The following is a 23,646-nucleotide window of genomic DNA, read 5'->3' as shown; positions in this document are numbered from 1 at the left end:
TGATAATTTTCTCATTAACCGGAGGATACACTCTGGAGTCGACTCCAGAGTCAAGCTTTTTAAATATACAGCGAACGGACGATCAGAAAATGTCCGGCGAAGTAGCAGGCCGAAGCGATGGCGTTATCGGCACGGAAGCGTTTACGGTAGTGGCTCCCCAGCCAGACAATATTGCCGAGTAGCAGCAACGCCGCACCGACAAACGCCGACAGCGCAGGGCTGGTCGGGCGGAAGAACCACAGTTCGCCCGCCAGCCAGACCATCACCAGCGTCATGGCGATAAAGGCACATACGGCCATGCGCAGCTCTTCGAGGCGCGTCCAGATCACTGCTAACAGCAACGCGCCAATAACCAGCAACACCACCGGCAGCGGCCAGAAAAAGGAGAGTGTCATCTGGCTGGCGAAGTAGATGGTGTAAAGCAGATGGGCGAGGAAAAAAGCGCCGATGGCGTAGAGCATTTTTTGCCGCGGCAGCAAGGTTAGCGCATCGCCAACCAGCGAGGCGCAGAGGCCAGCCAGCACCAGATAACTGATGGCGTCGAACATCGGCGCTTGCCAGGCCAGCAACAGCAGGAGCAGTAGGGTGACGGGTTTAAAAACCCAGCGCTGCCAGGTCGGGCCACGATAAGACGCATCGACATACAACCAGCCGGACAAACAGACAGCGATAAATGACCACAGCATAATTAAGTCCCTGTATCTGTTATTGTTGCGTAAATCTCTCCTGTTCAGTGTAGTGGCGGAAAAAGGAGGATGACAATGCTATTTCACCCGCGATAAGCTCAATTCCGCTTTTTCTGACAGGGCGCCGCCATGAGTAAACCACCCCTTTTTTTCATTCTTGTCATTGGCTTGATCGTCGTACTCGCTTCTTTTCGCTATGTTCAACAGCGACGGGAAAAGGCGGATAACGATGCGGCTCCGCTACAGCAAAAAAACGTGGTGGTGAGCAGTAAGCGGGAAAAACCACTCAACGATCGCCGCACGCGTCAGCAGCAGGAGATCCCGGCGGGCAGCGCCATGCGTTATGAAGCGCGTTTCAAGCCGCAAAGCGGCGGGCTGGAGATGGTTTTTCGCGTTGATGCGCAGCAATATCATGCGCTGACGGTCGGTGATAAAGGCGTGCTGAGCTATAAAGGCTCGCGTTTTGTCAGCTTTGAACAAACCCGGTAAGCGTGACGCTTCCGGGCTATAACATTACTTCTTCGCTTTTAGTTTTTTCTGCCAAATCAACAGCTCAAACACGCCGAACAGGAAAATGCGGATCTGTTCAGCTTTGCTCATTTGCGGGCCCTCTTTCGGCAGCGCAGTTTTCAGCATTGTCGCCTGTAAGGCATGCATGAAAACGGTAAAGACCAGCGCGACGTTGACGAAAATGTTCAACGGGCGCGGAAACGGCTGGATCAGATTCCAGAGCAGAAAGGCCCAGACGCAAAGCATCAGCAGGCGTCCCAGATTAATCAGCAGCGGCATGCTTCTCTCCTTGTGGTACTTCGCGGTGATATAAACGATACGCGACCTGGCCCGCGACTTTCTCCCGGTGCAGAAGCCAGTGCGCTGGCACTGGCGGTAAGCCATTTTCGACTTCACTTTCGATATAAATTAATGCGTCATCGGCGAGCCAACCGTTGTTTTCCAGCAGGCGGACTGTCTCTTCCAGCATCCCCTTACGAAATGGCGGGTCGATAAAGGCAATGGTGTGCGGCGTGCCCTGGCCTGCTAAATAGGTGAGCGTATTGGTATTCACCACTTTGGCATTAACAGCTTTCAGCGTCGCCAGATTTTGCTGCAATTGCTGCGCGACGCTACGCTCCATTTCCAGCAGGGTCGCACTGGCGGCGTAGCGCGAGAGCGCTTCCAGCCCTAATGCGCCACTTCCGGCAAAGCAATCAAGGCAGTGTGCATCAACCATGGATGGCGCCAGCCAGTTGAATAAGGTTTCCCGCACGCGATCGGTGGTCGGACGCAGGCCGGGGCTATCCGGAACCGGTAATTTGCGGCCCCGCCACTGCCCGCCAATAATGCGTATCTGGCCGCTGGCGGCACGGTTAGGTTTCTTCATGGTTTTCGCTTTGCTCATCATTTCGGCCTGCTATTCTAGCGGTCTGACGAAGGACGTTAAACCCTAATCCTCAGGCCGTGATGCGAGTTGAGGAAAGTGTTAGACTATCCGACTAATTAACAAATGTTTTCAGTCCCTGTCATGTAAGACGGGCTGCGCCATGAATCAATAGCGGGAGTGTAGTCGCCAATGGCAAATGAGAAGAAACGTGGCTTTTTTTCCTGGCTCGGCTTTGGGCAGAAAGAACAGGCCGAAGAGGCGCAAACCGAACCACAGCAGGTAACTGAGCAGCCGGTTGAAGAGACACCGGCGACCGAACCTGCCGCCGACAGCGAAAAATTTGCCGAAGAGATCGTTGAGGTCAGCGAACAGCTGGCGCACGAAGAGGCGCAGCCGGAGCCCGTCGTCGAAGAGCCGGCGCTTCAGGTTGAGCATGAAGAACTGCCGCTGCCGGAAGAGGTCGCAGAGCAGGAGATCGGCGCGGAAGAGTGGCAGGCGGAAGCCGAACCGCTGGTTGAAAAAGCCGCAGAGGAAGATGCGCCGCTAAGCGATGAAGAGCTGGACGCGCAGGCGCTGGCCGCTGAAGCCGCAGAAGAAGCGGTGATGGTTGTGCCGCCAGAGGACGCAGCGCAGGAGCAGGAGAAACCGACAAAAGAGGGTTTCTTCGCCCGTCTGAAACGCAGTTTGCTGAAAACAAAAGAAAATCTGGGTTCCGGATTTATCAGTCTGTTTCGCGGTAAAAAAATCGATGATGATCTGTTTGAAGAGCTGGAAGAGCAACTGCTGATTGCGGATGTTGGCGTTGAGACCACGCGCAGAATCATCACCAACCTGACGGAAGGCGCAAGCCGTAAGCAACTTCGCGATGCAGAAGCACTTTATGGTTTGCTGAAAGAGGAAATGAGCGACATCCTCGCGAAGGTTGATGAGCCGCTGAATATTGAAGGTAAAACGCCGTTTGTTATTTTGATGGTTGGCGTTAACGGCGTGGGTAAAACCACCACCATCGGTAAGCTGGCGCGTCAGTTTGAGCAGCAGGGCAAATCGGTGATGCTGGCTGCGGGCGACACCTTCCGTGCGGCTGCGGTAGAGCAGTTGCAGGTTTGGGGCCAGCGCAACAATATTCCGGTGATTGCCCAGCATACCGGCGCGGATTCCGCTTCGGTCATTTTTGACGCCATTCAGGCGGCGAAAGCGCGCAATATTGATGTGCTGATTGCCGATACCGCCGGGCGTTTGCAGAACAAAGCGCATTTGATGGAAGAGTTGAAGAAAATTGTCCGCGTCATGAAAAAGCTGGACGAAGAGGCTCCCCATGAAGTGATGCTGACGATTGATGCCAGCACCGGGCAAAATGCGATAAGCCAGGCCAAACTGTTCCACGAAGCTGTGGGTCTTACCGGCATCACGCTGACCAAACTCGACGGCACCGCTAAAGGCGGCGTGATTTTCTCGGTGGCGGATCAGTTCGGCATTCCGATCCGCTACATTGGTGTCGGCGAACGTATCGAAGATCTGCGTCCGTTTAACGCGGGCGATTTTATTGAGGCGCTTTTTGCCCGAGAGGATTAACAATGATTCGCTTTGAACATGTCAGCAAAGCCTATCTCGGTGGGAGACAAGCGTTGCAGGGGGTGACATTCCACCTGCAACCAGGCGAGATGGCCTTTCTGACCGGGCACTCCGGCGCGGGGAAAAGTACCCTGCTGAAGCTTATCTGCGGGATTGAGCGGCCAAGCACCGGGAAAATCCTGTTCAGCGGCCACGACATTAGCCGTCTGAAGAACCGTGAAGTGCCGTTTTTACGTCGCCAGATCGGCATGATCTTTCAGGATCACCATCTGCTGATGGATCGCACGGTGTATGACAATGTGGCGATTCCGTTGATCATCGCAGGCGCGAGCGGTGATGACATTCGTCGTCGTGTGTCGGCGGCGCTGGATAAAGTCGGGCTGCTTGATAAAGCGAAAAGCTTCCCGATTCAGCTTTCCGGCGGTGAACAGCAGCGCGTCGGCATTGCCCGCGCGGTAGTGAATAAACCGGCAGTGCTGCTGGCAGATGAACCGACCGGTAACCTGGATGACGCATTGTCGGAAGGGATTTTACGTCTGTTCGAAGAGTTTAACCGCGTTGGGGTTACGGTACTGATGGCGACTCACGATCTGGGGCTGATTTCCCGGCGTTCGTACCGCATGCTGACCCTGAGCGATGGCCATTTGCATGGAGGCCTGGCGGGTGAATAAGCGCGACGCATTAAATCATATCCGGCAGTTTGGCAGCCGGCTTGACCGTTTCCGTAAATCCGTCGCCGGCTCCGGTGACGGTAATCGCAATGCTCCACGTCGTAGTAAAGCGGCAAACAAACCGCCATCACGTAAAACCAATGTGTTTAACGAGCAGGTTCGCTACGCCTGGCACGGCGCGTTGCAGGATCTGAAAAGCAAACCGCTGGCGACGTTCCTGACGGTGATGGTGATTGCCATCTCGCTGACGCTGCCGAGCGTTTGCTATATGGTCTACAAAAACGTCAACCAGGCGGCGTCGCAGTACTATCCGTCGCCGCAGATCACCGTCTATTTCGACAAAACGCTGGATGATAACGCCGCACAGCAGGTGGTGGCCCAGCTCCAGTCCGAACAGGGCGTGGAGAAGGTGAACTACCTTTCTCGCGAAGATGCGCTTGGCGAGTTCCGCAACTGGTCCGGGTTTGGCGGTGCGCTGGATATGCTGGAAGAGAACCCGCTGCCCGCCGTGGCGGTAGTGGTTCCTAAACTGGATTTTCAGAGCACGGATTCGCTGAATACGCTGCGCGATCGCATCTCTCATATCCAAGGCATTGATGAAGTGCGTATGGACGATAGCTGGTTTGCGCGCCTGGCGTCGCTGACCGGGCTGGTCGGGCGCGTGTCGGCGATGATCGGCGTACTGATGGTAGCGGCCGTCTTCCTGGTTATCGGCAACAGTGTGCGGCTGAGTATTTTTGCCCGCCGCGACTCCATCAACGTGCAGAAATTGATCGGCGCAACGGACGGTTTTATCCTGCGCCCGTTCCTGTATGGCGGCGCGCTGCTCGGCTTCTCCGGCGCGTTTTTGTCGCTAATCCTGTCGGAGATTCTGGTGATGCGGCTCTCCTCGGCGGTTACCGAAGTGGCGAAAGTGTTCGGCACGCAGTTCGAGCTAAGCGGCTTGTCTTTTGACGAGTGCTTATTGCTGCTGCTGGTCTGTTCGATGATCGGTTGGATAGCCGCCTGGCTGGCGACGGTGCAACATTTACGTCACTTTACTCCCGATTAAAAAAACTCTGGTATACTCTTTCCCTGCAATGAAGTATTCCCGTAGCAGGGAAAGCGTATCGCCCCTTTCTGATGTTTTCCTTGCACCGGCTTTTTCATCCAGATGTCACAATTTGTGCGTAATTTATTCACAAGGCGACATGGAACTTGTGGATAAAATCACTGTCTGATAAAAATGTGAATGCTAATCTCGTTGCTCATAAGTACTGGCATGTTTGTTGCCTGATGGGGACAGACCGCCGCCAGTGGAAAGTAAATTGAGAGGATTTGAATGACCAAAGAAATGCAAACTTTAGCTTTAGCCCCTGTTGGTAACCTGGAATCTTACGTCCGGGCCGCTAACGCATGGCCGATGTTGACGGCTGATGAAGAACGGGCGCTGGCTGAAAAGCTGCATTACCAGGGCGATCTGGAAGCAGCGAAAAAGCTGATTCTGTCTCACCTGCGCTTTGTTGTTCATATTGCTCGTAATTACTCGGGCTATGGTCTGCCGCAGGCGGATCTTATCCAGGAAGGTAATATCGGCCTGATGAAAGCTGTGCGTCGCTTCAACCCGGAAGTGGGTGTGCGACTGGTTTCCTTCGCCGTGCACTGGATCAAAGCTGAGATCCACGAGTATGTGCTGCGCAACTGGCGTATCGTGAAAGTGGCAACCACCAAAGCACAGCGCAAGCTGTTCTTTAATCTGCGTAAAGCGAAACAGCGTCTGGGCTGGTTTAACCAGGACGAAGTCGAAATGGTGGCCCGTGAACTGGGCGTGACCAGCAAAGACGTGCGTGAAATGGAATCGCGTATGGCTGCGCAGGACATGACGTTTGATATGTCCCCGGACGATGATGCTCAGGACAGCCAGCCGATGGCTCCGGTGCTCTATTTGCAGGATAAATCGTCAAACTTTGCTGATGGCATTGAAGACGACAACTGGGAAGAGCAGGCCGCTAACAAGCTGACCGATGCAATGAAAGGGCTGGACGAACGCAGCCAGCAGATCATCCGCGCTCGCTGGCTGGACGAAGAGAACAAGTCTACGCTGCAGGAGCTGGCTGACCGTTACGGCGTTTCCGCCGAACGCGTACGACAGCTGGAAAAGAACGCGATGAAAAAACTGCGCGCCGCTATCGAAGCGTAAGCGTATGCAGTGAACAAGCCGGGTCGGCGCAAGCCTCGCCCGGCTTTTTGTTTCTTAACGCGCTGTGTTTTTGCTTCCCGGCGCTTCGCGTATCAGTGCTGCAAGCCCGGCAAACACCGGCTCCATCTCTTCTTCCTCCATCGCCGCGAATCCCATCAACAGGCCGCGCGCTGGCGTGTCGTTGCTGTAATAACGCGAAAGTGGCCGCACCAGAATGCCACGCGCGTTAGCCGTTTGCGCCAGCGCCACATCATCGCAGGACGCGGGTAACGACAGCACCAGATGCAGCCCGGCATTATCGTTAAACTCGCTAAGCGCCTCTTTGCCAAGATAATCGGTGATAAGTTGCGCCAGCCGCGCGCGGCGCCGGGCGTACAGCAATCGCATCCGGCGAATATGCGCCGTGTAATGCCCCTCGCGAATAAACTGCGCCAGCGCTTCCTGATCCAGCAAACGCCCGCCGCGATAGAGTTCGGCGTGCGCGGTTTTAAGCGCCTGCATCAACGGGCGCGGCAACACCAGATAACCGAGTCGCAATCCTGGGTAGAGCGTTTTACTGAACGTACCGGTGTAAATCACCGGCGCATCGTCCACCAACCCCTGCAAGGCGGGAATGGGCTGGCCCGAGAAGCGGAATTCACTGTCGTAATCATCTTCAATAATCCAGCTCCCGGTTTGTCGCGCCAGCGCTAATAGCCGCTGGCGGCGCTCCAGACTCATTACACAGCCCAGCGGATACTGGTGTGAGGGCGTGACGAAAATCAGTTTCGGCGGCGCATCGCCCGGTTCCGGCGGGTTCATCCCGGATCTGTCAACTTCTATGGCCTGCAAGTTAACGCCATTTACCGCCAGTACATTACGAATTCCCCAGTAGGCGGGCTCCTCAATCCACGCCAGATCGCCAGGATTACACAGCATGCGCGATACCAGATCGATGGCCTGATGAATACCTTCCGTAATCAGGATCTGCTCCGCGCTACAGCGAACCGAGCGCGTGACCCGCAAATACTCCACCAGCGCCTGCTGCAGCGCGCTGCTGCCGCCAGCGTTGCTATAAGAAAGCTGTATTGCCTGCGGTTTTCGACTTACGCGAGACTGTATTTTTCGCAACAGCGCATGCGGGAATGCGTTGATATCCGGGACGCCAGGCAGAAACGCGCCCCACTGGCGTGCGCTGGCATTGCTGTGGCTCAACAGATGCTGACCGCGGGCAGAAAGCTGTGAAGGCAGGCTGGCGCTGAGTTTTTCACTCGCTGTCAGGGGCGCGGAAAGCAGGCTGTCCGGGACGGTGCCAGCCACAAAGGTGCCGCTGCCGGTACGGGAAACGACATAGCCTTCGGCCAGTAGCTGCTCATACACCGTCAGCACCGTATTGCGCGACAGATTCAGTTGCGCGGCTAAATCGCGGCTTGGCGGCAGGCGGCTTTGTGTCGGCAGGCTACCGTCGAGTATCGACAGGCGAATCGCGTTATATAATTTCTTATGCAGCTTGCCTTCGTGCTGCTCGTCCAGACGCAGCTGCAGCAAGTCAGAGACGAGTGAGCGCAATTGGATCCCTCAATTATTCAAAACTGGTACTCGATTATAGAACCACTTATGTCATGTTTTCACAATAGACGCAGCAACAACGAACACAGACGAGGGTAATCAGGTGAAGAATAACGAACTACATCAGCGCCGTTTACAGGCGACGCCGCGCGGTATTGGAGTGATGTGCGGGTTTTATGCGGAAAAAGCAGAAAATGCCACATTGTGGGATGTCGAAGGCAACGAGGTCATCGACTTTGCCGCCGGGATCGCGGTGCTCAACACCGGGCATCGTCACCCGAAAGTCATGGCGGCGGTGGAAAAGCAGTTGCAGGCATTTACGCACACCGCTTACCAAATCGTTCCTTACGAAAGCTATGTTTCGCTGGCGGAACGTATTAATGAACGCGTGCCCGTTGATGGCCCGGCGAAAACGGCGTTTTTCTCAACCGGCGCGGAAGCGGTAGAGAACGCGGTGAAAATTGCCCGCGCTTACACCAAACGTCCTGGCGTGATCACCTTCGGCGGCGGTTTTCATGGTCGTACGTTTATGACCATGGCGCTGACCGGGAAAGTCGCACCGTACAAAATCGGGTTTGGCCCGTTCCCCGGCTCGATTTACCACGCGCAGTATCCGAATGCACTGCACGGCGTCAGCACCGAAAATGCGCTGAAAAGTCTCGAACGCATCTTTAAAGCGGATATCGCGCCGGATCAGGTTGCGGCCATCCTGCTGGAGCCGGTCCAGGGCGAAGGCGGCTTTAACGTCGCGCCAGCGGATTTTATGAACGCACTGCGCAAACTGTGCGACAACCACGGCATTCTGCTGATTGTTGATGAAGTGCAGAGCGGCTTTGCCCGCACCGGCAAATTGTTCGCGACCGAGTATTACGCTGTTAAACCGGATCTGATCACCATGGCGAAAAGCCTGGCGGGCGGGTTGCCGCTGTCGGCGGTGGCCGGTCGCGCAGAGGTGATGGATGCGCCTGCGCCTGGCGGGCTGGGCGGCACTTACGCTGGTAACCCGCTGGCGGTGGCTGCGGCACACGCGGTGCTGGATGTGATCGACGAAGAAAACCTCTGTGAACGCGCTAACCATCTGGGCAAACATCTGGTAGAAGTGCTGACGCAGGCAAAAGCGCAGTGCCCGTACATTGCGGATATCCGCGCGCAGGGCTCGATGGTGGCAGTGGAATTTAACGATCCCAGTACTGGCGCGCCATCGCCTGAATTTACCAAACAGGTACAGGACAACGCGCTGGCGGCAGGCGTGCTGCTGCTGAGCTGCGGCGTCTACGGCAACGTTATCCGTTTCCTCTATCCGCTCACCATTCCGGAAGTTCAGTTCCGCAAAGCGCTGGATATTATCCACCAGTCGCTGACCCGCTAATTATTCAGCCGCCTTATGGGCGGCTTTTTTACAGCGTGTCATCACTCTGTCGCATAACCTTCAAAATTGTTATTCCATATTCCGAAAAATGGGGTATGTTTTAGCAGAGTATGCTGCTGAGGCACCGGCAGAATGGCTAATAACTACTATCATATTCTTTGCTTATGATGGTAAACAAAATAATGTGCCACACAACAACATCACAACAAATGCAATAACCATAACAATGGGGAAACTCAGGATGAAAATGAAGGGCAAAGCGTTACTGGCAGGATGTATTGCGTTAGCAATGAGCAATGTGGCATTCGCCAAAGATATTAAAGTTGCCGTTGTCGGTGCGATGTCCGGTCCGGTTGCGCAGTATGGCGACCAGGAATTTACCGGCGCTGAGCAGGCTATCGCAGACATCAACGCGAAGGGCGGCATCAAAGGCGACAAACTGGTAGCGGTAAAATATGACGATGCGTGTGACCCGAAACAAGCGGTTGCAGTTGCCAACAAAGTGGTCAACGACGGCATCAAATATGTTATCGGTCACCTGTGCTCCTCTTCTACTCAGCCTGCGTCTGATATCTATGAAGACGAAGGTATTCTGATGATCACGCCTGCGGCGACAGCGCCTGAGCTGACCGCGCGCGGTTACAAACTGACGCTGCGCACGACTGGCCTGGATTCCGATCAGGGCCCGACCGCCGCGAAATACATTCTGGATAAAGTGAAACCGCAGCGCATCGCGGTCATCCACGACAAACAGCAGTACGGTGAAGGTCTGGCGCGTGCGGTGCAGGACGGCCTGAAAAAAGGCGGCGCCAACGTGGTGTTCTTTGACGGTATCACCGCCGGTGAGAAAGATTTCTCCACGCTGGTGGCGCGTCTGAAGAAAGAGAACATCGATTTCGTTTACTACGGCGGCTATCACCCGGAAATGGGTCAGATCCTGCGTCAGTCACGCGCGGCTGGCCTGAAAACCCAGTTTATGGGGCCGGAAGGCGTAGCGAACGTCTCCCTGTCTAACATCGCGGGCGATTCAGCGGAAGGCATGCTGGTGACGAAGCCGAAGAACTACGATCAGATTCCGGCGAACAAACCGATTGTTGATGCTATCAAAGCGAAGAAACAGGATCCGAGCGGCGCATTCGTGTGGACCACCTACGCAGCCGTGCAGTCTCTGGCAGCAGGTCTGAACCAGACTGCGGAACCAGATGCGATTGCCACTTACCTGAAAGGGCACACTGTTGATACCGTGATGGGGCCGCTGTCATGGGATCAGAAGGGCGATCTGAAGGGCTTTGAGTTTGGTGTGTTTACCTGGCACGCGAACGGTACGGCGACTGACGCTAAGTAAGTGATGTTATGCCGGGTGGCGGCTTCGCCTTACCCGGCCTACTTACTTGGTCAATGGTTTTGCAGGCCGGGGTAATCCCCCGGCTTTTTTTGAATGTAGGCCTGATAAGCGTAGCGCCATCAGGCAAGTCTACAGCGGTAGGTTATCGTTTTTCCCAGCCATTTTCCTGCGCGGTAAAGCCCAGCGTCTGAGCGAACGCTGCCATCACACTGCGATCTTCGACACCAATATCGGCAATCCACCAACTGGTGATGCTGGGGTTATCACGAATCACTTCTTCTACGAGGTACTGCCCGACGCCGCGACGGCGGGTGACATCGCGCACGCGCAGTGAATCCAGCGCGCCTTCGGTGCCGCGCAGGGTTACGCGCACGGCAGCCAGCAGGCGATCGTTAAAGCGGGCCGCATAAATGCGGTGATCGTCATCCACTTCAAGGGAAGCGGAGGAGTATTCCGGCCAGACTTTCTCTAAATCAATATGATCCTGCTCGGTAAACGTTACCAGTCGGATGATAGTCAATTTCATGTACAGCTTGTCCAAAACGCAAAAGATAGTGTGAGTGTAATCAATTTCATCGGCCGGGGAGGGGGAGTTTTTTATTTTTCATTCGGCAGGTGAATAATTTTGCCGCAGACGCTCAGCCAGTGTGAAACATTAGGGATTGAAAAACAGGCAGCATTTTAACCTGATTGGTAGTGATTTATTCCGCTTTATGTACCATTATTTTATGCTGGTAATGGGACTTTTTTTGTTTATCTCCGATTAAATACAGAATATTATCTGTGCTTAATCGCCTGAAAAATAGAGGATTTAGTCTGGTTTTTGCCAAAAAACTGCGCTAAACCATTAAAGGCGCTGGTAAAAATAGCGTTGTGCATTAAAAGTACAGAATGCTTTTTAACCATAAAAAAACAAAATTATTACACGACATCACGAATGGGGATTTACAACAATGAAAAGGAACGCGAAGACATTAATCGCGGGAATGGTTGCACTTGCGATGTCTCACGCGGCCGTGGCGAAGGATATTAAAGTGGCGGTTGTCGGGGCGATGTCCGGTCCTGTTGCTCAGTGGGGCGACATGGAATTTAACGGCGCGCGTCAGGCTATCCACGATATCAACGCCAAAGGCGGAATCAAGGGCGACAAACTGGTTGCTGTTGAGTATGACGACGCCTGTGACCCGAAACAAGCCGTTGCCGTCGCGAACAAAATCGTGAACGACGGTGTGAAATATGTGATTGGCCATCTCTGCTCCTCCTCCACGCAGCCTGCATCCGATATCTACGAAGACGAAGGTATTCTGATGATCACGCCAGGCGCGACGAATCCGGAACTGACTCAGCGCGGCTACCAGCACATCATGCGTACCGCCGGGCTGGACTCTTCGCAGGGGCCGACCGCCGCGAAATACATTCTGAATTCCGTTAAACCGCAGCGTATCGCCATCCTTCACGATAAGCAGCAGTACGGTGAAGGCCTTGCGCGTTCCGTGCAGGAAGGGCTGAAAGCCGGTGGCGCAAACATTGTCTTCTTCGATGGCATCACCGCCGGAGAAAAAGATTTCTCCGCGCTTATCGCCCGTCTGCAAAAAGAAAATATCGATTTTGTCTACTACGGTGGTTATTACCCGGAGATGGGACAAATGCTGCGCCAGGCGCGCGCCAGCGGGCTGAAAACCCAGTTTATGGGGCCGGAAGGCGTCGGTAACGCGTCTTTGTCTAACATCGCTGGCAATGCGGCGGAAGGCATGCTGGTGACCATGCCGAAGCGCTATGACCAGGATCCGGCGAACCAGAGCATCGTTGATGCCCTGAAAGCGCAGAAGAAAGATGCGAGCGGGCCGTATGTGTGGATCACCTACGCCGCCGTGCAATCGCTGGCGACCGCGCTGGAGCGTACCGGCAGCGACGATCCGCTGACGCTTATCAAAGATTTAAAAGCCAACGGGGCTAAAACCGTGATTGGGCCGCTGAACTGGGATGAAAAAGGCGATCTGAAAGGATTTGAGTTTGGCGTCTTCCAATGGCACGCCGATGGTTCGTCCTCTGTGGCGAAATAACTGTCATCCCGCTTCCCGGGCGCAATGCCCGGGAAGTTTTAAGAAGGTTAAGTTATGTCCGAGCAGTTTCTCTATTTTGTGCAGCAGATGTTTAACGGCGTCACGCTGGGAAGCACCTATGCATTGATCGCCATTGGTTACACCATGGTTTACGGCATCATCGGCATGATCAACTTCGCGCACGGCGAGGTTTACATGATCGGTAGCTATGTCTCCTTTATGATCATCGCCGCGCTGATGATGATGGGCATCGACAGCAGCTGGCTGCTGGTCGCCGCCGGTTTTGTTGGCGCCATCGTGATCGCCAGCGCCTACGGCTGGAGCATCGAACGGGTGGCTTATCGCCCGGTGCGTAACTCCAAGCGCCTGATTGCGCTGATCTCCGCCATCGGCATGTCCATTTTCCTGCAAAACTACGTCAGCCTGACCGAAGGTTCGCGCGATGTGGCGCTGCCGAGCCTGTTCAACGGCCAGTGGATTGTCGGCAGCAGTGAAAACTTCTCTGCTTCCATCACCACCATGCAGTTGGTCATCTGGATTGTGACTTTCGTGGCGATGCTGGCGCTGACGCTGTTTATCCGCTACTCCCGTATGGGCCGCGCCTGCCGCGCCTGTGCAGAAGACCTGAAAATGGCCAGTTTGTTGGGGATTAACACTGACCGCGTTATCGCGCTGACCTTCGTGATCGGTGCGGCAATGGCGGCGGTGGCTGGCGTGTTGCTGGGCCAGTTCTACGGCGTGATTAACCCCTACATCGGCTTTATGGCCGGGATGAAGGCGTTCACCGCAGCGGTGCTGGGCGGTATCGGCAGCATTCCTGGCGCGATGATCGGCGGGCTGATCCTCGGCGTTACCGAATCGCTCTGCTCTGCGTATCTCAGTACGGAATATAAAGATGTGGTCTCGTTCGCGCTGTTGATCGTGGTGCTGCTGGTGATGCCTACCGGTATCCTCGGTCGCCCGGAGGTGGAAAAAGTATGAAACCGATGCATTTTGCGATGGCGCTGCTTTCCGCCGCGATGTTCTTCGTGCTGGCTGGCGTCTTTATGGGTGTCCAGCTTGAGCTGGATGGCACCAAACTGGTGGTGAACACGGCGGCGGATATCCGCTGGCAGTGGATCATTATCGGCACTGCGGTGGTCTTTTTCTTCCAGTTGCTGCGTCCGCTGATACAGAAAGGCCTGCGCGGCGTTTCCGGTCCGAAATTCGTGCTGCCGGCGATTGATGGCTCGACGGTAAAACAGAAGCTGTTCCTGCTGGCGCTGCTGGTTATCGCCGTGGCGTGGCCGTTTGTGGTGTCGCGCGGCACGGTGGATATCGCCACCATGACGATGATTTATATCATCCTCGGCCTTGGCCTGAACGTCGTGGTGGGGCTTTCCGGCCTGCTGGTGCTGGGCTACGGCGGTTTTTACGCCATCGGCGCCTATACCTTCGCGCTGTTGAACCACTATTACGGGCTGGGTTTTTGGACTTGCCTGCCGCTGGCGGGGCTGGTTTCCGCGGCTGCCGGGTTCCTGCTGGGCTTCCCGGTGTTGCGTCTGCGCGGCGACTATCTGGCGATTGTGACGCTCGGCTTCGGTGAAATCGTGCGTATCCTGCTGCTGAATAACACCGAAATTACCGGCGGCCCGAACGGCATCAGCCAGATCCCGAAACCGACGCTGTTCGGCCTGGAGTTCAGCCGTACCGCGCGTGAAGGCGGCTGGGATACCTTCAGCAACTTCTTCCATGTGCCTTATGATCCGAATGACCGCGTGGTTTTCCTCTATCTGGTCGCGCTGTTGCTGGTTGTGGTCACGCTGTTTGTCATTAATCGCCTGCTGCGTATGCCGCTTGGCCGCGCGTGGGAAGCGCTGCGTGAAGATGAAATCGCCTGCCGTTCGCTGGGCCTGAATCCAACGCGCATCAAGCTGACCGCCTTTACCATCAGCGCCGCGTTTGCCGGTTTTGCCGGAACGCTGTTCGCTGCCCGCCAGGGTTTTGTCAGCCCGGAATCCTTCACCTTTGCCGAATCTGCCTTTGTGCTGGCGATCGTGGTACTGGGCGGTATGGGTTCGCAGTTTGCGGTTATTCTCGCGGCCATCCTGCTGGTGGTTTCCCGCGAGCTGATGCGTGATTTCAATGAATACAGCATGTTGATGCTGGGTGGTTTGATGGTACTGATGATGATTTGGCGTCCGCAAGGCTTGCTGCCGATGACCCGTCCGCAGTTGAAATTGAAAAACGGGCAAGCGAAAGGAGAGCAGGCATGAGTCAGCCATTGTTATCCGTAAACGGTCTGATGATGCGCTTCGGCGGTCTGCTGGCGGTGAACAACGTCGCGCTGGATCTGCATCCACAAGAGATCGTTTCGCTGATTGGCCCGAACGGTGCGGGGAAAACCACCGTATTTAACTGCCTCACCGGTTTCTATAAACCGACCGGCGGCACCATTATGCTGCGTGATAAGCACCTCGAAGGATTGCCGGGTCAGCAAATTGCGCGGATGGGCGTGGTGCGTACTTTCCAGCACGTGCGCCTGTTCCGTGAAATGACGGTGATTGAGAACCTGCTGGTCAGCCAGCATCAGCAACTGAAAACCGGCGTCTTCTCCGGCCTGCTGAAAACCCCGGCGTTCCGCCGCGCACAAAGTGAAGCGCTGGATCGCGCCGCAGTGTGGCTGGAGCGTATCGGTTTGTTAGCCCACGCTAACCGCCAGGCCAGTAACCTGGCTTACGGCGACCAGCGTCGTCTGGAGATCGTCCGCTGCATGGTAACGCAGCCGGAGATCCTGATGCTCGACGAACCGGCGGCCGGTCTGAACCCGAAAGAGACCAAAGAGCTGGACGAACTGATCGTCGAGCTGCGCAACAACCACAACACCACCATTCTGCTGATTGAGCACGATATGAAACTGGTGATGGGGATTTCCGACAGGATTTATGTGGTGAACCAGGGTACGCCGCTGGCGAACGGGACGCCGGAAGAGATCCGTAACAATCCGGACGTGATCCGCGCATACCTGGGTGAGGCATAAGATGGAAAAAGTGATGTTATCTTTTGACAAAGTTAGCGCCCACTACGGCAAGATTCAGGCGCTGCACGATGTCAGTCTGCATATTAATCAGGGTGAAATCGTGACCCTGATCGGCGCTAACGGCGCGGGCAAAACCACCCTGCTGGGCACACTGTGCGGCGATCCGCGCGCGAGCAGCGGGCACATTGTGTTTGACGGCAAAGAGATCACCGACTGGCAGACCGCAAAAATCATGCGTGAAGCGGTGGCGATTGTACCGGAAGGGCGCCGCGTCTTTTCACGAATGACCGTGGAAGAGAACCTGGCGATGGGCGGTTTCTTCGCCGAACGTGAACAGTTCCAGAGCCGCATTGAGCGGGTTTATGCGCTGTTCCCGCGTCTGCATGAACGGCGTATTCAGCGTGCGGGCACCATGTCCGGCGGCGAACAGCAGATGCTGGCGATTGGCCGCGCGCTGATGAGCCAGCCGCGTTTGCTGCTGCTGGATGAACCGTCGCTGGGCCTGGCGCCCATCATCATTCAGCAAATCTTCGACACCATCGAGCAACTGCGTAAAGAAGGGATGACCATCTTCCTGGTGGAGCAGAACGCCAACCAGGCGCTGAAGCTCGCCGATCGCGGTTACGTGTTGGAGAATGGCCATGTGGTGCTGGAAGATACCGGCGACGCGCTGCTGGCGAACGAAGCGGTGCGCAGCGCTTATCTGGGCGGTTAACATGTTCAGGTAGTCATACCGATGCCGATACGTGAGTATCGGCATTTTTTTTATCCCTGTGTCCGGTATTTTCCTTTGCAAGGCGCTTCTTAATAATTAATGCATGATTACGCTGCGTTAATATTAACGTAATATGAATAAACGACAAATCTCTGCCCTCAGCACAAAGAAAAATCGGAAAGTCATAAATTATAGATTCAACCATCTGATGAGGAGGTGTTGAACGCTTTTATTCTGGCGGGTATCTGGATATAGTTTAAAAAAATACACTTTAATTTATGCGCCGTCATTATAGTAAAAAAAGGATTTATTGCGAGGCAGCAGAACATCTTCAGTGTGAATTTTCCGATATCAGATTACCGATATCTATTCTTGTTCTGGATTATATTCGTCGTGAGTTAAATTTTATCGGCTGGCCGTTATGACGGCATGATCAGTATTTGCATCGCTAATCTGTTTTTATAAAAAATTAGCGAATGCCTCTGATAGTCGTTCAATCAAAAGGGGATTTTGAGGCATGAGGCCAGCAGCAATAGTATCTTTTTTACTGTTATTTTTTCTTGGCGGATGTGATTCCGGTAACCCAACGATTAATGGCTATATTGAGGCTGACTACGTGCATTACGCCTCATCCACGTCGGGTATATTACAGACGGTAACCGTCACAAAAGGCCAGCAGGTAGAAGCGGGCGCGCTGCTGTTTTCACTGGATAATGCCAAAGAGCGGCAGGACTACCAGCAGGCGCAATCGCAGCTCGCGAGCGAGAATGCGCTGCTTAAAGACATGCAAAGCGGCCTGCGTGATGCAGAAATTGATGTCTTACATTCACAGCTGAATCAGGCCGCGGCGGCGCTCTCGCTTGCGCAGTCGAAAGCGAGACGCGAACAATTACAGTATCAGCGTAATGCCATTGCTGAATTTGAGTATGAAAAAGCCGTCAGCGATTTACAGCAAAAAAAATCCGCCGTGGATGAAATAAAAAAACGGATTGCGGCGAATGCGCTTCCGGCAAGGCAGGATCGCTACGATGCCCAGGCGGCAAGGGTGGCCATGGCGCAGGCCAGCCTGGAAAAAAATAGATGGATATTGAGTAATACGCAGCGCAGTGCGTTGACTCGCGGTCGTGTTGCCGACATTTATTATCGTCCCGGCGAATGGGTTCCGGCAGGCAGCCCGGTCATTGCGCTTTTACCGCCGGGAAATATAAAGGTGCGGTTTTTTATTTCCATTGCCCAACTTGCACATATTAAGTATGGGCAGCGTATAGAAATTATTAATGCCAATGTTCCGGCCTTTGCAGCCAGAGTAATCTATATATCATCGGCGGCAGAATATACACCACCCATTATTTACAGCAATGAACGTCGGGAAAAAATGACCTTTCTGGTTGATGCTCAACCTGAAGATTCACAATTTGCCGCCGAGAAATTACCGCCAGGGTTGCCTGTTGAGGTGAAATTATGAGCGCGGCCATCGAGGTTCATCAGCTTAATAAATCCTTCTCCGGGCAGCATGTCGTAAAAAACCTTTCGCTCGCGATAAACGAGGGCCAGATATATGGCTTCCTGGGACCCAATGGCAGCGGAAAAACCACCACGCTGCGCATGCTCTGCGGCCTGATTACGCCAGATTCCGGCAGCGGCCGCTGCTTCGGTTTCGATCTTTTTACGCAACAGGCGGAGATAAAACGCCTGACGGGTTATATGGCGCAACGCTTCTCGCTGTGGGAAAACCTGACTATTCGGGAAAATCTGCTGCTGATTGCCCGGCTGTATGGTTTGCCGACGCCGCAAAGAAGGGTGGCGGCCATGATGGAGCAACTCAATCTGACGGCGCGACAGCAGCAGCGTGCGGGTGGGCTTTCCGGTGGCTGGAAGCAGCGTCTCGCGCTTGCCGCCGCGTTACTGCACCAGCCCAGGCTGCTGTTGCTGGATGAACCGACTGCGGGCGTTGATCCGAACGCCCGGCGGGAGTTCTGGCAGATCCTGCATCAGCTTGCACAGCAGGGGGTAACGATCCTTGTCAGCACCCATTACATGGATGAAGCCGAGCGCTGTCACCAACTGGCGTATATCGCGTGGGGCACGCTGCTGGCCGCAGGTGAGGTCAGTGCGATTATCGCCGAACAAAAGCTGTTTACCTGGCAGGTCCGCGGCAACAATCTCAGTAAGCTCGAATCCACGCTGCAGCACGCAGCGGGCGTTGATTACACCACGCTATTGGGCAATGTTTTACATATCACTGGATCGGATAACGCGGCGCTGGAACAGACTCTGCGCACGCTGGCGGCAGAGTATCCGCGACAGCCTGCGGCGACCGGTCTGGAAGACATTTTATCTCATCTGCTCAGGCAGGCCGCGCCAGAGGAAAGATCGTGATTTTTTCATCCTTCTTCAGCCGTTGGTGGGGCATTGTCGCCAAAGAGTTCTCTGAACTTCGCTACGACCAACTCAGCATTGGTCTTATCGTGATTATTCCCTTAATGCAGGTTTTCATGTTTGGTTATGCCATCAATACCGATGCGCACAATCTGCCTGCCGCCGTCGTCGATTATGATCAAAGCCCCTACAGCCGCAACGCGATCGGCGCGCTGACCAACACCGGCTATTTTGCTTTCTCGCAGGCGTACAGCAGCGAACAGCAGGCCACCGATGCCCTGAAGCAGGGTAAAGTGAAATTCGTTATTTCCATTCCTGCTGATTTTGGCCGTCGCCTTGTCAGAGGCGAAGACAGCGAATTTCTGCTCCAGGCCGATGCGACCGATCCTTCAGCGGTGATGAGTGCGCTTGCTGCCACGCAGCACCTGCCGGAACAGATCCTGCGGCAAACCTTACCGGCGCGTTCCGCGCAGCAAAGCAACCCCATCAACATTGTTATTCAGCGCGTTTATAACCCGGAAAGCATCACGCAATACAACACCGTTCCCGGCCTGTTTGGCATCGTCATCACCATGACGCTGGTGCTAATGAGCGGCCTCGCCATCGTGCGGGAAAAAGAGAACGGCACGATGGAAACGCTACGGGCAACGCCGATGACTTCGCTGGAGCTTATTCTTGGCAAGGTGACGCCCTATATTCTGATCAGTATTGCCCAGTCTTTTATCATCATGTTGATTAGTCTCTATATTTTTCATGTTCCGATGCGGGGCAGTTACGGGGCATTGATGAGCACCATCCTGCTGTTTATCTCTGCCAGCACGGCAATCGGTATTTTCCTGTCCGTTTTTGCCCGCACACAGCTTCAGTCAATGCAACTGACCTTCTTTTATTTTCTGCCTTCGGTACTGATCAGCGGATTTATGTTTCCGTTTCAGGGGATGCCGGAATGGGCCAAAGCATTCGGCAATATGTTGCCCACCACATTCTTCCTGAGATTGATGCGGGGCATTATGTTGAAGGGCAGTTCGTTGTCTGATTTATGGTTGGAAGCATTATTCCTTTTACTGCTCACTCTACTCTTTATAGCGTTGACCTTCTTTTTTAATAAGAAAAGCAGCTAATTTCTGGCGAGGTATATTTTATGGCTTATGGTGTAAATTCATCACTCTTCTCACGCGTTATGCTGTGGGTCGCAGAACGTTTTCCGTTATCAAATGCACCGCTGTTTGTGATTATTTATTTTCTTTCGATGACCGTTGCTTTAGCGCCTGATGTCAGCATGAATGGGTTACATATTATTATTGGCAGCATACTCTCTGTCTCATTCTTTTTATTGCTGCGGGTGCTGGATGAGCATAAGGATTATCAGGATGACTGCGTTCATCACCCGGGAAGAGTATTACAACGCGGGTTGATTACCCTGCGACATTTGAAGTTTATCGGTGCGGGCTGTCTTTTTCTGCAACTGGCAGGCATGGCATTACTTGCACCCGGATTGAGCAATATGCTGGCCAGTTGGGGATTGTTACTGCTGTGGACGCTGCTGATGACGCGGGAGTTCTTCGTTCCTGAATGGCTCAGGAAGCACTTTTTCGTGTATGCCGTTTCCCATACGCTGATCATGCCTTTTATCATCTGGTGGCTGGCCACGCTCTCCTTCCCGGAAATCACCCTGAATCGCCCGATTCAGTTATTGATGCTGCTGTCATTTTTCTCCGGTCTGAATTTTGAAATTATGCGTAAATGTAAAGGCCCGGATGAAGATCGCCCGGAAGTCACGACCTATTCACAATTGCTGGGCCGACCGCTGGCGGTTTTATTTATTATCTGTCTGCTGGTTGCCATGGCGTTAACGCAATATGCAATTATTATTCATATTCGCGGATCCGCACCGGTGTGGTTCTACGCGATTAATATCGCTTCCGTTGTGGTGACCCTCGGCCAATTACTGCATTTTCTCTCCGTGCCCGATCAATCAAACAGAAAGAGAAATGAACTCGCGGTAGGTTTATCGGCGTTTATCGGTTATTTGCTGTGTATTTTTTCCGTTTGTTTTTCTTAACAGGCCATTAAGGTTGTTCACTACCTATGAATAATAATATCACCGCCAGGCTTGTCTCCCTGCGGCCAGCGGAATTCTCTTTTCAGTTTGCCACTGAACAGCAATGTCATGCCTGCCATTCACCGGAAGGGGTATCGTTATCGCTGAATGGGCAAATTATTCATTTGCCGGCGCTGACGCTATTACATAAAGAACCGTTGCCGAATGGTCACTGGCAGGCAACATTCACCTGTTTTTCGGCACAGGAAAATAAGCGCTGCTACTGGCAACTGAAACTCTGCCAGCCCGCTGAGGAAATGCGTACCCCGCAACCCGCCTTGCCGAAAAGGCATCTCTATGCATGGAGTGAAAAAGAGCGGCAAAAGCGGTTGTGCTGGCTGCGCCAGCATACCGGGCACGCGCTGGAGCGGGTTTCGACTACCGGCTTGCAGGCCGGGCAATTAAAAAAGAATCTCGAAGGATTTATCGGTTCGGTTGAAGTGCCGGTAGGTATCGCCGGGCCGCTTAACATTAACGGACAATATGCCAGCGGCTTATTCTATGCGCCGATGGCCACAACAGAAGGGGCACTGGTGGCCTCAGTTTCCCGTGGCGCCAGCGCTATCACCCAAAGCGGAGGGGTTGCAACCTACGTGCTGGGGCAGCGGATGATGCGGGTGCCGCGTTTTGCATTCGACACCGTGCGCGACTGCCTCGCGTTCTGCGCGTGGATTGAAGATCATAGCCGGGAAATCGGCGAAGTTATTTCCCGACACTCCCGCTATGCGCGGCTCATCGAAATGACGCCGAAGATTATCGGCAATGCAGTACATCTGGCGTTTATTTATCAAACGGCAGACGCCGCCGGTCAGAATATGACGACAACCTGCACCTGGCAGGCCTGCCAGTGGATACAGCGCCACGTCCCATCGCTGCTGGCGATCCGGCACTTTATCATTGACGGCAATCTCTCCAGCGACAAAAAAGCTTCGTGGGCGACCTTTGCGCAGGGCCGCGGCACGCAGGTGATTGCCGAAGCCCGCCTGACCGAAACCGCCTGCCGGACGTTGCTGCGCATCGCGCCCGCGCAGTTGGTTGACGCGTTCCATATTGTCAGTGAAGGCGCAGTCGCGGCGGGAATGACCGGCCTGAACATCAATGCGGCCAACGTTATTGCGGCCATGTTCACTGCGCTGGGACAGGATATTGCCTGTAGCCACGAATCGTCGCTGGCGCAGTTGCAGATGCGCCTGATGCCAGACAATAGTGTCTATTGCAGCATCACGCTGCCCGCGCTGGTAATCGGCACGGTTGGCGGCGGCACCGGGCTGCCGGATCAGGCGGAGTGTCTGGAAATGCTGGGCTGTCGTGGCGAGCAGGGGCGCGCGCGGCTGGCAGAAATCATTGCGGGCTTTTGCCTGGCGCTGGATATCTCCACCCTCAGCGCGCTGGCCAGCGATGAATTTGCACGATCGCACGAAACGCTGGGCCGCCAGCGCGGGAAGAGAGCGACCGGCGGCAGTCATCGCGACCCGTTACAGCGCTGTTTCCAGCAGGCCCGCTACACGCCCGCCTGGGGCTTCCGCCCACCCGTCGAAATCCGTGCCGTCCCCTGGCAGGGCAACCAGGACAGCATTCTGACGGCAAACTGCAGCGACGAAGATGTGCTGCCGATGGGGATTTTTGCCTATCAACTCCAGCGCGACGATGGGGCAAAGATCGACGTGGTGCTGAAAAATAAGCCGCAAAACGAAGCGATTAGCCGTCTGCTACGCGCTGTCGCCGCTGGCTGCAACCCGCGTATCGAACAACATCTGCAACGCTTGCTGCCGCTACTGGAATTTAGCCAGGCGCGCGAAAGGGAAACGCAGATTATTCAGCAAACCGTTCCTGCTTTTACCCGCCATAGCCCACAGCTATACGGCCTTTATCTGGATGCCACGCACAGCATCATCATTGAGGAGCGATTGCAGAACGCGTTGCTGCTGAACAGCTTATCCCAGGGTATTCGCTGGCAGGCTGAACATATCAATGCCGCACTGGCGGGGATTGCCCAACTTCACGCCCACTGGTATCGCCAGCAAACGGCGCTAACCCGCGCGTTTCACCACCTTGTCATCCCTGATGCGCAAGCCATCAGCAGCATGATCCCGCTGTGGCAGGAAACGGCGGAATTTATCCATCGCGAGCATGGGGCACTGTTTTCTGCTGAGCTGCTGCATGAGTGGCTGGCTTTTCTCGATACCAGCGCGGAAAGCTGGCGGGAGATGGAATCAATGCCGCGCACGCTGGTTCATAACGACTTTAATCCGCGCAATATCGCGCTGCGCGAGGACGATTTGCGCTTGTGCTGCTGGGACTGGGAGTTGGCGACGCTGCATATTCCGCAACGCGATCTGGCCGAATTATTGACCTGCACGCTGCCCGCGACAGTCAGCAAGCAGGAGATGCTAAGCCATGTGGAATTCCACCGCCAGCAACTGGAAACCCTGACGGGCGAGCCGGTTGATGCCGCTCAATGGTATCGCGGTTACTGCCTGGCGTTGCGTGATTACGGCGTCCGTCGACTCTCATTTTATCTCATGCTCCATCACGTCAGCCCGCAGCCGTGGTTTCTTCCGTTATGGGAATGCTGGGGACATCTGGTCCGTTTAACCCGGCACGACGCCTGAATATCAACA

General features: G+C 54.6%; 22 protein-coding genes and 1 pseudogene. 18 read left to right on the top strand and 5 right to left on the bottom strand.

Features of this window, described 5'->3' with window-relative positions; genetic code table 11:
- Positions 1 to 59: 59 nt before the first annotated feature.
- Positions 60 to 686: a lysoplasmalogenase gene (locus C0557_RS24370; RefSeq protein WP_035888905.1), complete on the bottom strand. Its 627-nt coding sequence runs from the start codon at positions 684 to 686 to the stop codon at positions 60 to 62.
- 129 nt (positions 687 to 815) lie between these two features.
- On the opposite strand from C0557_RS24370, the gene C0557_RS24365 reads away from it, so the two are divergent.
- Complete coding sequence (locus C0557_RS24365; RefSeq protein WP_208661829.1) at positions 816 to 1,175, top strand: DUF2500 domain-containing protein; 360 nt, start codon at positions 816 to 818, stop codon at positions 1,173 to 1,175.
- Positions 1,176 to 1,199: 24 nt separating this feature from the next.
- On the opposite strand, the gene C0557_RS24360 is transcribed toward C0557_RS24365, so the two are convergent.
- Positions 1,200 to 1,469, bottom strand: a complete 270-nt coding sequence (locus C0557_RS24360) for a DUF1145 family protein (RefSeq protein ID WP_172825198.1) — start codon at positions 1,467 to 1,469, stop codon at positions 1,200 to 1,202.
- On the bottom strand, positions 1,459 to 2,064 hold the full coding sequence (gene rsmD / locus C0557_RS24355) for a 16S rRNA (guanine(966)-N(2))-methyltransferase (RefSeq protein ID WP_208661827.1): 606 nt from the start codon (positions 2,062 to 2,064) through the stop codon (positions 1,459 to 1,461). The genes C0557_RS24360 and rsmD overlap by 11 nt, the downstream gene beginning before the upstream one ends.
- Positions 2,065 to 2,253: 189 nt before the next feature.
- Between rsmD and ftsY the strand changes: the two genes are divergently transcribed.
- The 4 genes from ftsY to rpoH all read left to right on the top strand — a co-directional run bounded on the left by ftsY (position 2,254) and on the right by rpoH (position 6,486).
- Positions 2,254 to 3,636 (top strand): signal recognition particle-docking protein FtsY, encoded by a 1,383-nt coding sequence (ftsY, locus tag C0557_RS24350; protein WP_208661815.1) that lies wholly within the window; start codon positions 2,254 to 2,256, stop codon positions 3,634 to 3,636.
- Positions 3,637 to 3,638: 2 nt separating this feature from the next.
- Positions 3,639 to 4,307 carry a cell division ATP-binding protein FtsE gene (ftsE, locus tag C0557_RS24345; RefSeq protein ID WP_043956247.1) on the top strand — a complete coding sequence of 223 codons (669 nt, stop codon included), beginning with the start codon at positions 3,639 to 3,641 and terminating at the stop codon, positions 4,305 to 4,307.
- The gene (gene ftsX / locus C0557_RS24340; RefSeq protein ID WP_208661813.1) at positions 4,300 to 5,358 is read left to right on the top strand and encodes a permease-like cell division protein FtsX; all 1,059 of its coding nucleotides are present in this window, start codon (positions 4,300 to 4,302) and stop codon (positions 5,356 to 5,358) included. The genes ftsE and ftsX overlap by 8 nt, the downstream gene beginning before the upstream one ends.
- A gap of 270 nt (positions 5,359 to 5,628) precedes the next feature.
- Positions 5,629 to 6,486, top strand: a complete 858-nt coding sequence (rpoH, locus tag C0557_RS24335) for an RNA polymerase sigma factor RpoH (protein WP_007369694.1) — start codon at positions 5,629 to 5,631, stop codon at positions 6,484 to 6,486.
- Positions 6,487 to 6,540: 54 nt separating this feature from the next.
- Here the strand turns inward: rpoH and C0557_RS24330 are convergent, their stop codons facing one another.
- Positions 6,541 to 8,034, bottom strand: a complete 1,494-nt coding sequence (locus C0557_RS24330) for a PLP-dependent aminotransferase family protein (RefSeq protein WP_208661810.1) — start codon at positions 8,032 to 8,034, stop codon at positions 6,541 to 6,543.
- A gap of 103 nt (positions 8,035 to 8,137) precedes the next feature.
- Between C0557_RS24330 and C0557_RS24325 the strand changes: the two genes are divergently transcribed.
- Entirely contained in the window at positions 8,138 to 9,403 is a 1,266-nt protein-coding gene (locus C0557_RS24325; protein ID WP_208661806.1) for a 4-aminobutyrate--2-oxoglutarate transaminase, read from the top strand.
- A gap of 241 nt (positions 9,404 to 9,644) precedes the next feature.
- On the top strand, positions 9,645 to 10,748 hold the full coding sequence (locus C0557_RS24320) for a branched-chain amino acid ABC transporter substrate-binding protein (protein ID WP_007369697.1): 1,104 nt from the start codon (positions 9,645 to 9,647) through the stop codon (positions 10,746 to 10,748).
- 142 nt (positions 10,749 to 10,890) lie between these two features.
- Here the strand turns inward: C0557_RS24320 and panM are convergent, their stop codons facing one another.
- Positions 10,891 to 11,274, bottom strand: coding sequence for an aspartate 1-decarboxylase autocleavage activator PanM (gene panM / locus C0557_RS24315; RefSeq protein WP_208661804.1), 384 nt, complete (start codon positions 11,272 to 11,274; stop codon positions 10,891 to 10,893).
- A 427-nt stretch (positions 11,275 to 11,701) separates the two neighbouring features.
- Here panM and livK point away from each other — a divergent pair, with 427 nt between their 5' ends.
- The 11 genes and pseudogenes from livK to C0557_RS24265 all read left to right on the top strand — a co-directional run bounded on the left by livK (position 11,702) and on the right by C0557_RS24265 (position 23,637).
- On the top strand, positions 11,702 to 12,811 hold the full coding sequence (gene livK / locus C0557_RS24310) for a high-affinity branched-chain amino acid ABC transporter substrate-binding protein LivK (protein WP_074775999.1): 1,110 nt from the start codon (positions 11,702 to 11,704) through the stop codon (positions 12,809 to 12,811).
- Between the two features lie 54 nt (positions 12,812 to 12,865).
- Positions 12,866 to 13,792 carry a high-affinity branched-chain amino acid ABC transporter permease LivH gene (gene livH / locus C0557_RS24305; protein WP_043956253.1) on the top strand — a complete coding sequence of 309 codons (927 nt, stop codon included), beginning with the start codon at positions 12,866 to 12,868 and terminating at the stop codon, positions 13,790 to 13,792.
- On the top strand, positions 13,789 to 15,066 hold the full coding sequence (locus C0557_RS24300; protein ID WP_074775997.1) for a high-affinity branched-chain amino acid ABC transporter permease LivM: 1,278 nt from the start codon (positions 13,789 to 13,791) through the stop codon (positions 15,064 to 15,066). Before livH ends, C0557_RS24300 begins: the two co-directional genes overlap by 4 nt.
- Entirely contained in the window at positions 15,063 to 15,830 is a 768-nt protein-coding gene (gene livG, locus C0557_RS24295) for a high-affinity branched-chain amino acid ABC transporter ATP-binding protein LivG (protein WP_208661802.1), read from the top strand. The genes C0557_RS24300 and livG overlap by 4 nt, the downstream gene beginning before the upstream one ends.
- Position 15,831: 1 nt before the next feature.
- On the top strand, positions 15,832 to 16,545 hold the full coding sequence (gene livF, locus C0557_RS24290) for a high-affinity branched-chain amino acid ABC transporter ATP-binding protein LivF (RefSeq protein ID WP_208661792.1): 714 nt from the start codon (positions 15,832 to 15,834) through the stop codon (positions 16,543 to 16,545).
- A gap of 517 nt (positions 16,546 to 17,062) precedes the next feature.
- Positions 17,063 to 17,293 (top strand): annotated as a pseudogene (locus tag C0557_RS27710) (biotin/lipoyl-binding protein); the annotation flags it as partial.
- 36 nt (positions 17,294 to 17,329) lie between these two features.
- Positions 17,330 to 18,010, top strand: a complete 681-nt coding sequence (locus C0557_RS24285) for an HlyD family secretion protein (protein ID WP_253073760.1) — start codon at positions 17,330 to 17,332, stop codon at positions 18,008 to 18,010.
- Entirely contained in the window at positions 18,004 to 18,924 is a 921-nt protein-coding gene (locus C0557_RS24280) for an ABC transporter ATP-binding protein (protein ID WP_217273299.1), read from the top strand. The genes C0557_RS24285 and C0557_RS24280 overlap by 7 nt, the downstream gene beginning before the upstream one ends.
- The gene (locus C0557_RS24275; protein WP_208661786.1) at positions 18,921 to 20,045 is read left to right on the top strand and encodes an ABC transporter permease; all 1,125 of its coding nucleotides are present in this window, start codon (positions 18,921 to 18,923) and stop codon (positions 20,043 to 20,045) included. Before C0557_RS24280 ends, C0557_RS24275 begins: the two co-directional genes overlap by 4 nt.
- Before the next feature lie 20 nt (positions 20,046 to 20,065).
- The gene (locus C0557_RS24270) at positions 20,066 to 20,986 is read left to right on the top strand and encodes a UbiA family prenyltransferase (protein WP_208661784.1); all 921 of its coding nucleotides are present in this window, start codon (positions 20,066 to 20,068) and stop codon (positions 20,984 to 20,986) included.
- 26 nt (positions 20,987 to 21,012) lie between these two features.
- Positions 21,013 to 23,637 carry a phosphotransferase gene (locus tag C0557_RS24265; protein WP_208661782.1) on the top strand — a complete coding sequence of 875 codons (2,625 nt, stop codon included), beginning with the start codon at positions 21,013 to 21,015 and terminating at the stop codon, positions 23,635 to 23,637.
- The last annotated feature ends 9 nt before the right edge of the window (positions 23,638 to 23,646 follow it).

The organism is Kosakonia sp. MUSA4 (assembly GCF_013085925.1).
Taxonomy (GTDB): Bacteria; Pseudomonadota; Gammaproteobacteria; order Enterobacterales; family Enterobacteriaceae; genus Kosakonia; species Kosakonia sacchari_B.
This window is presented reverse-complemented; position numbering and strand designations above follow the sequence as displayed.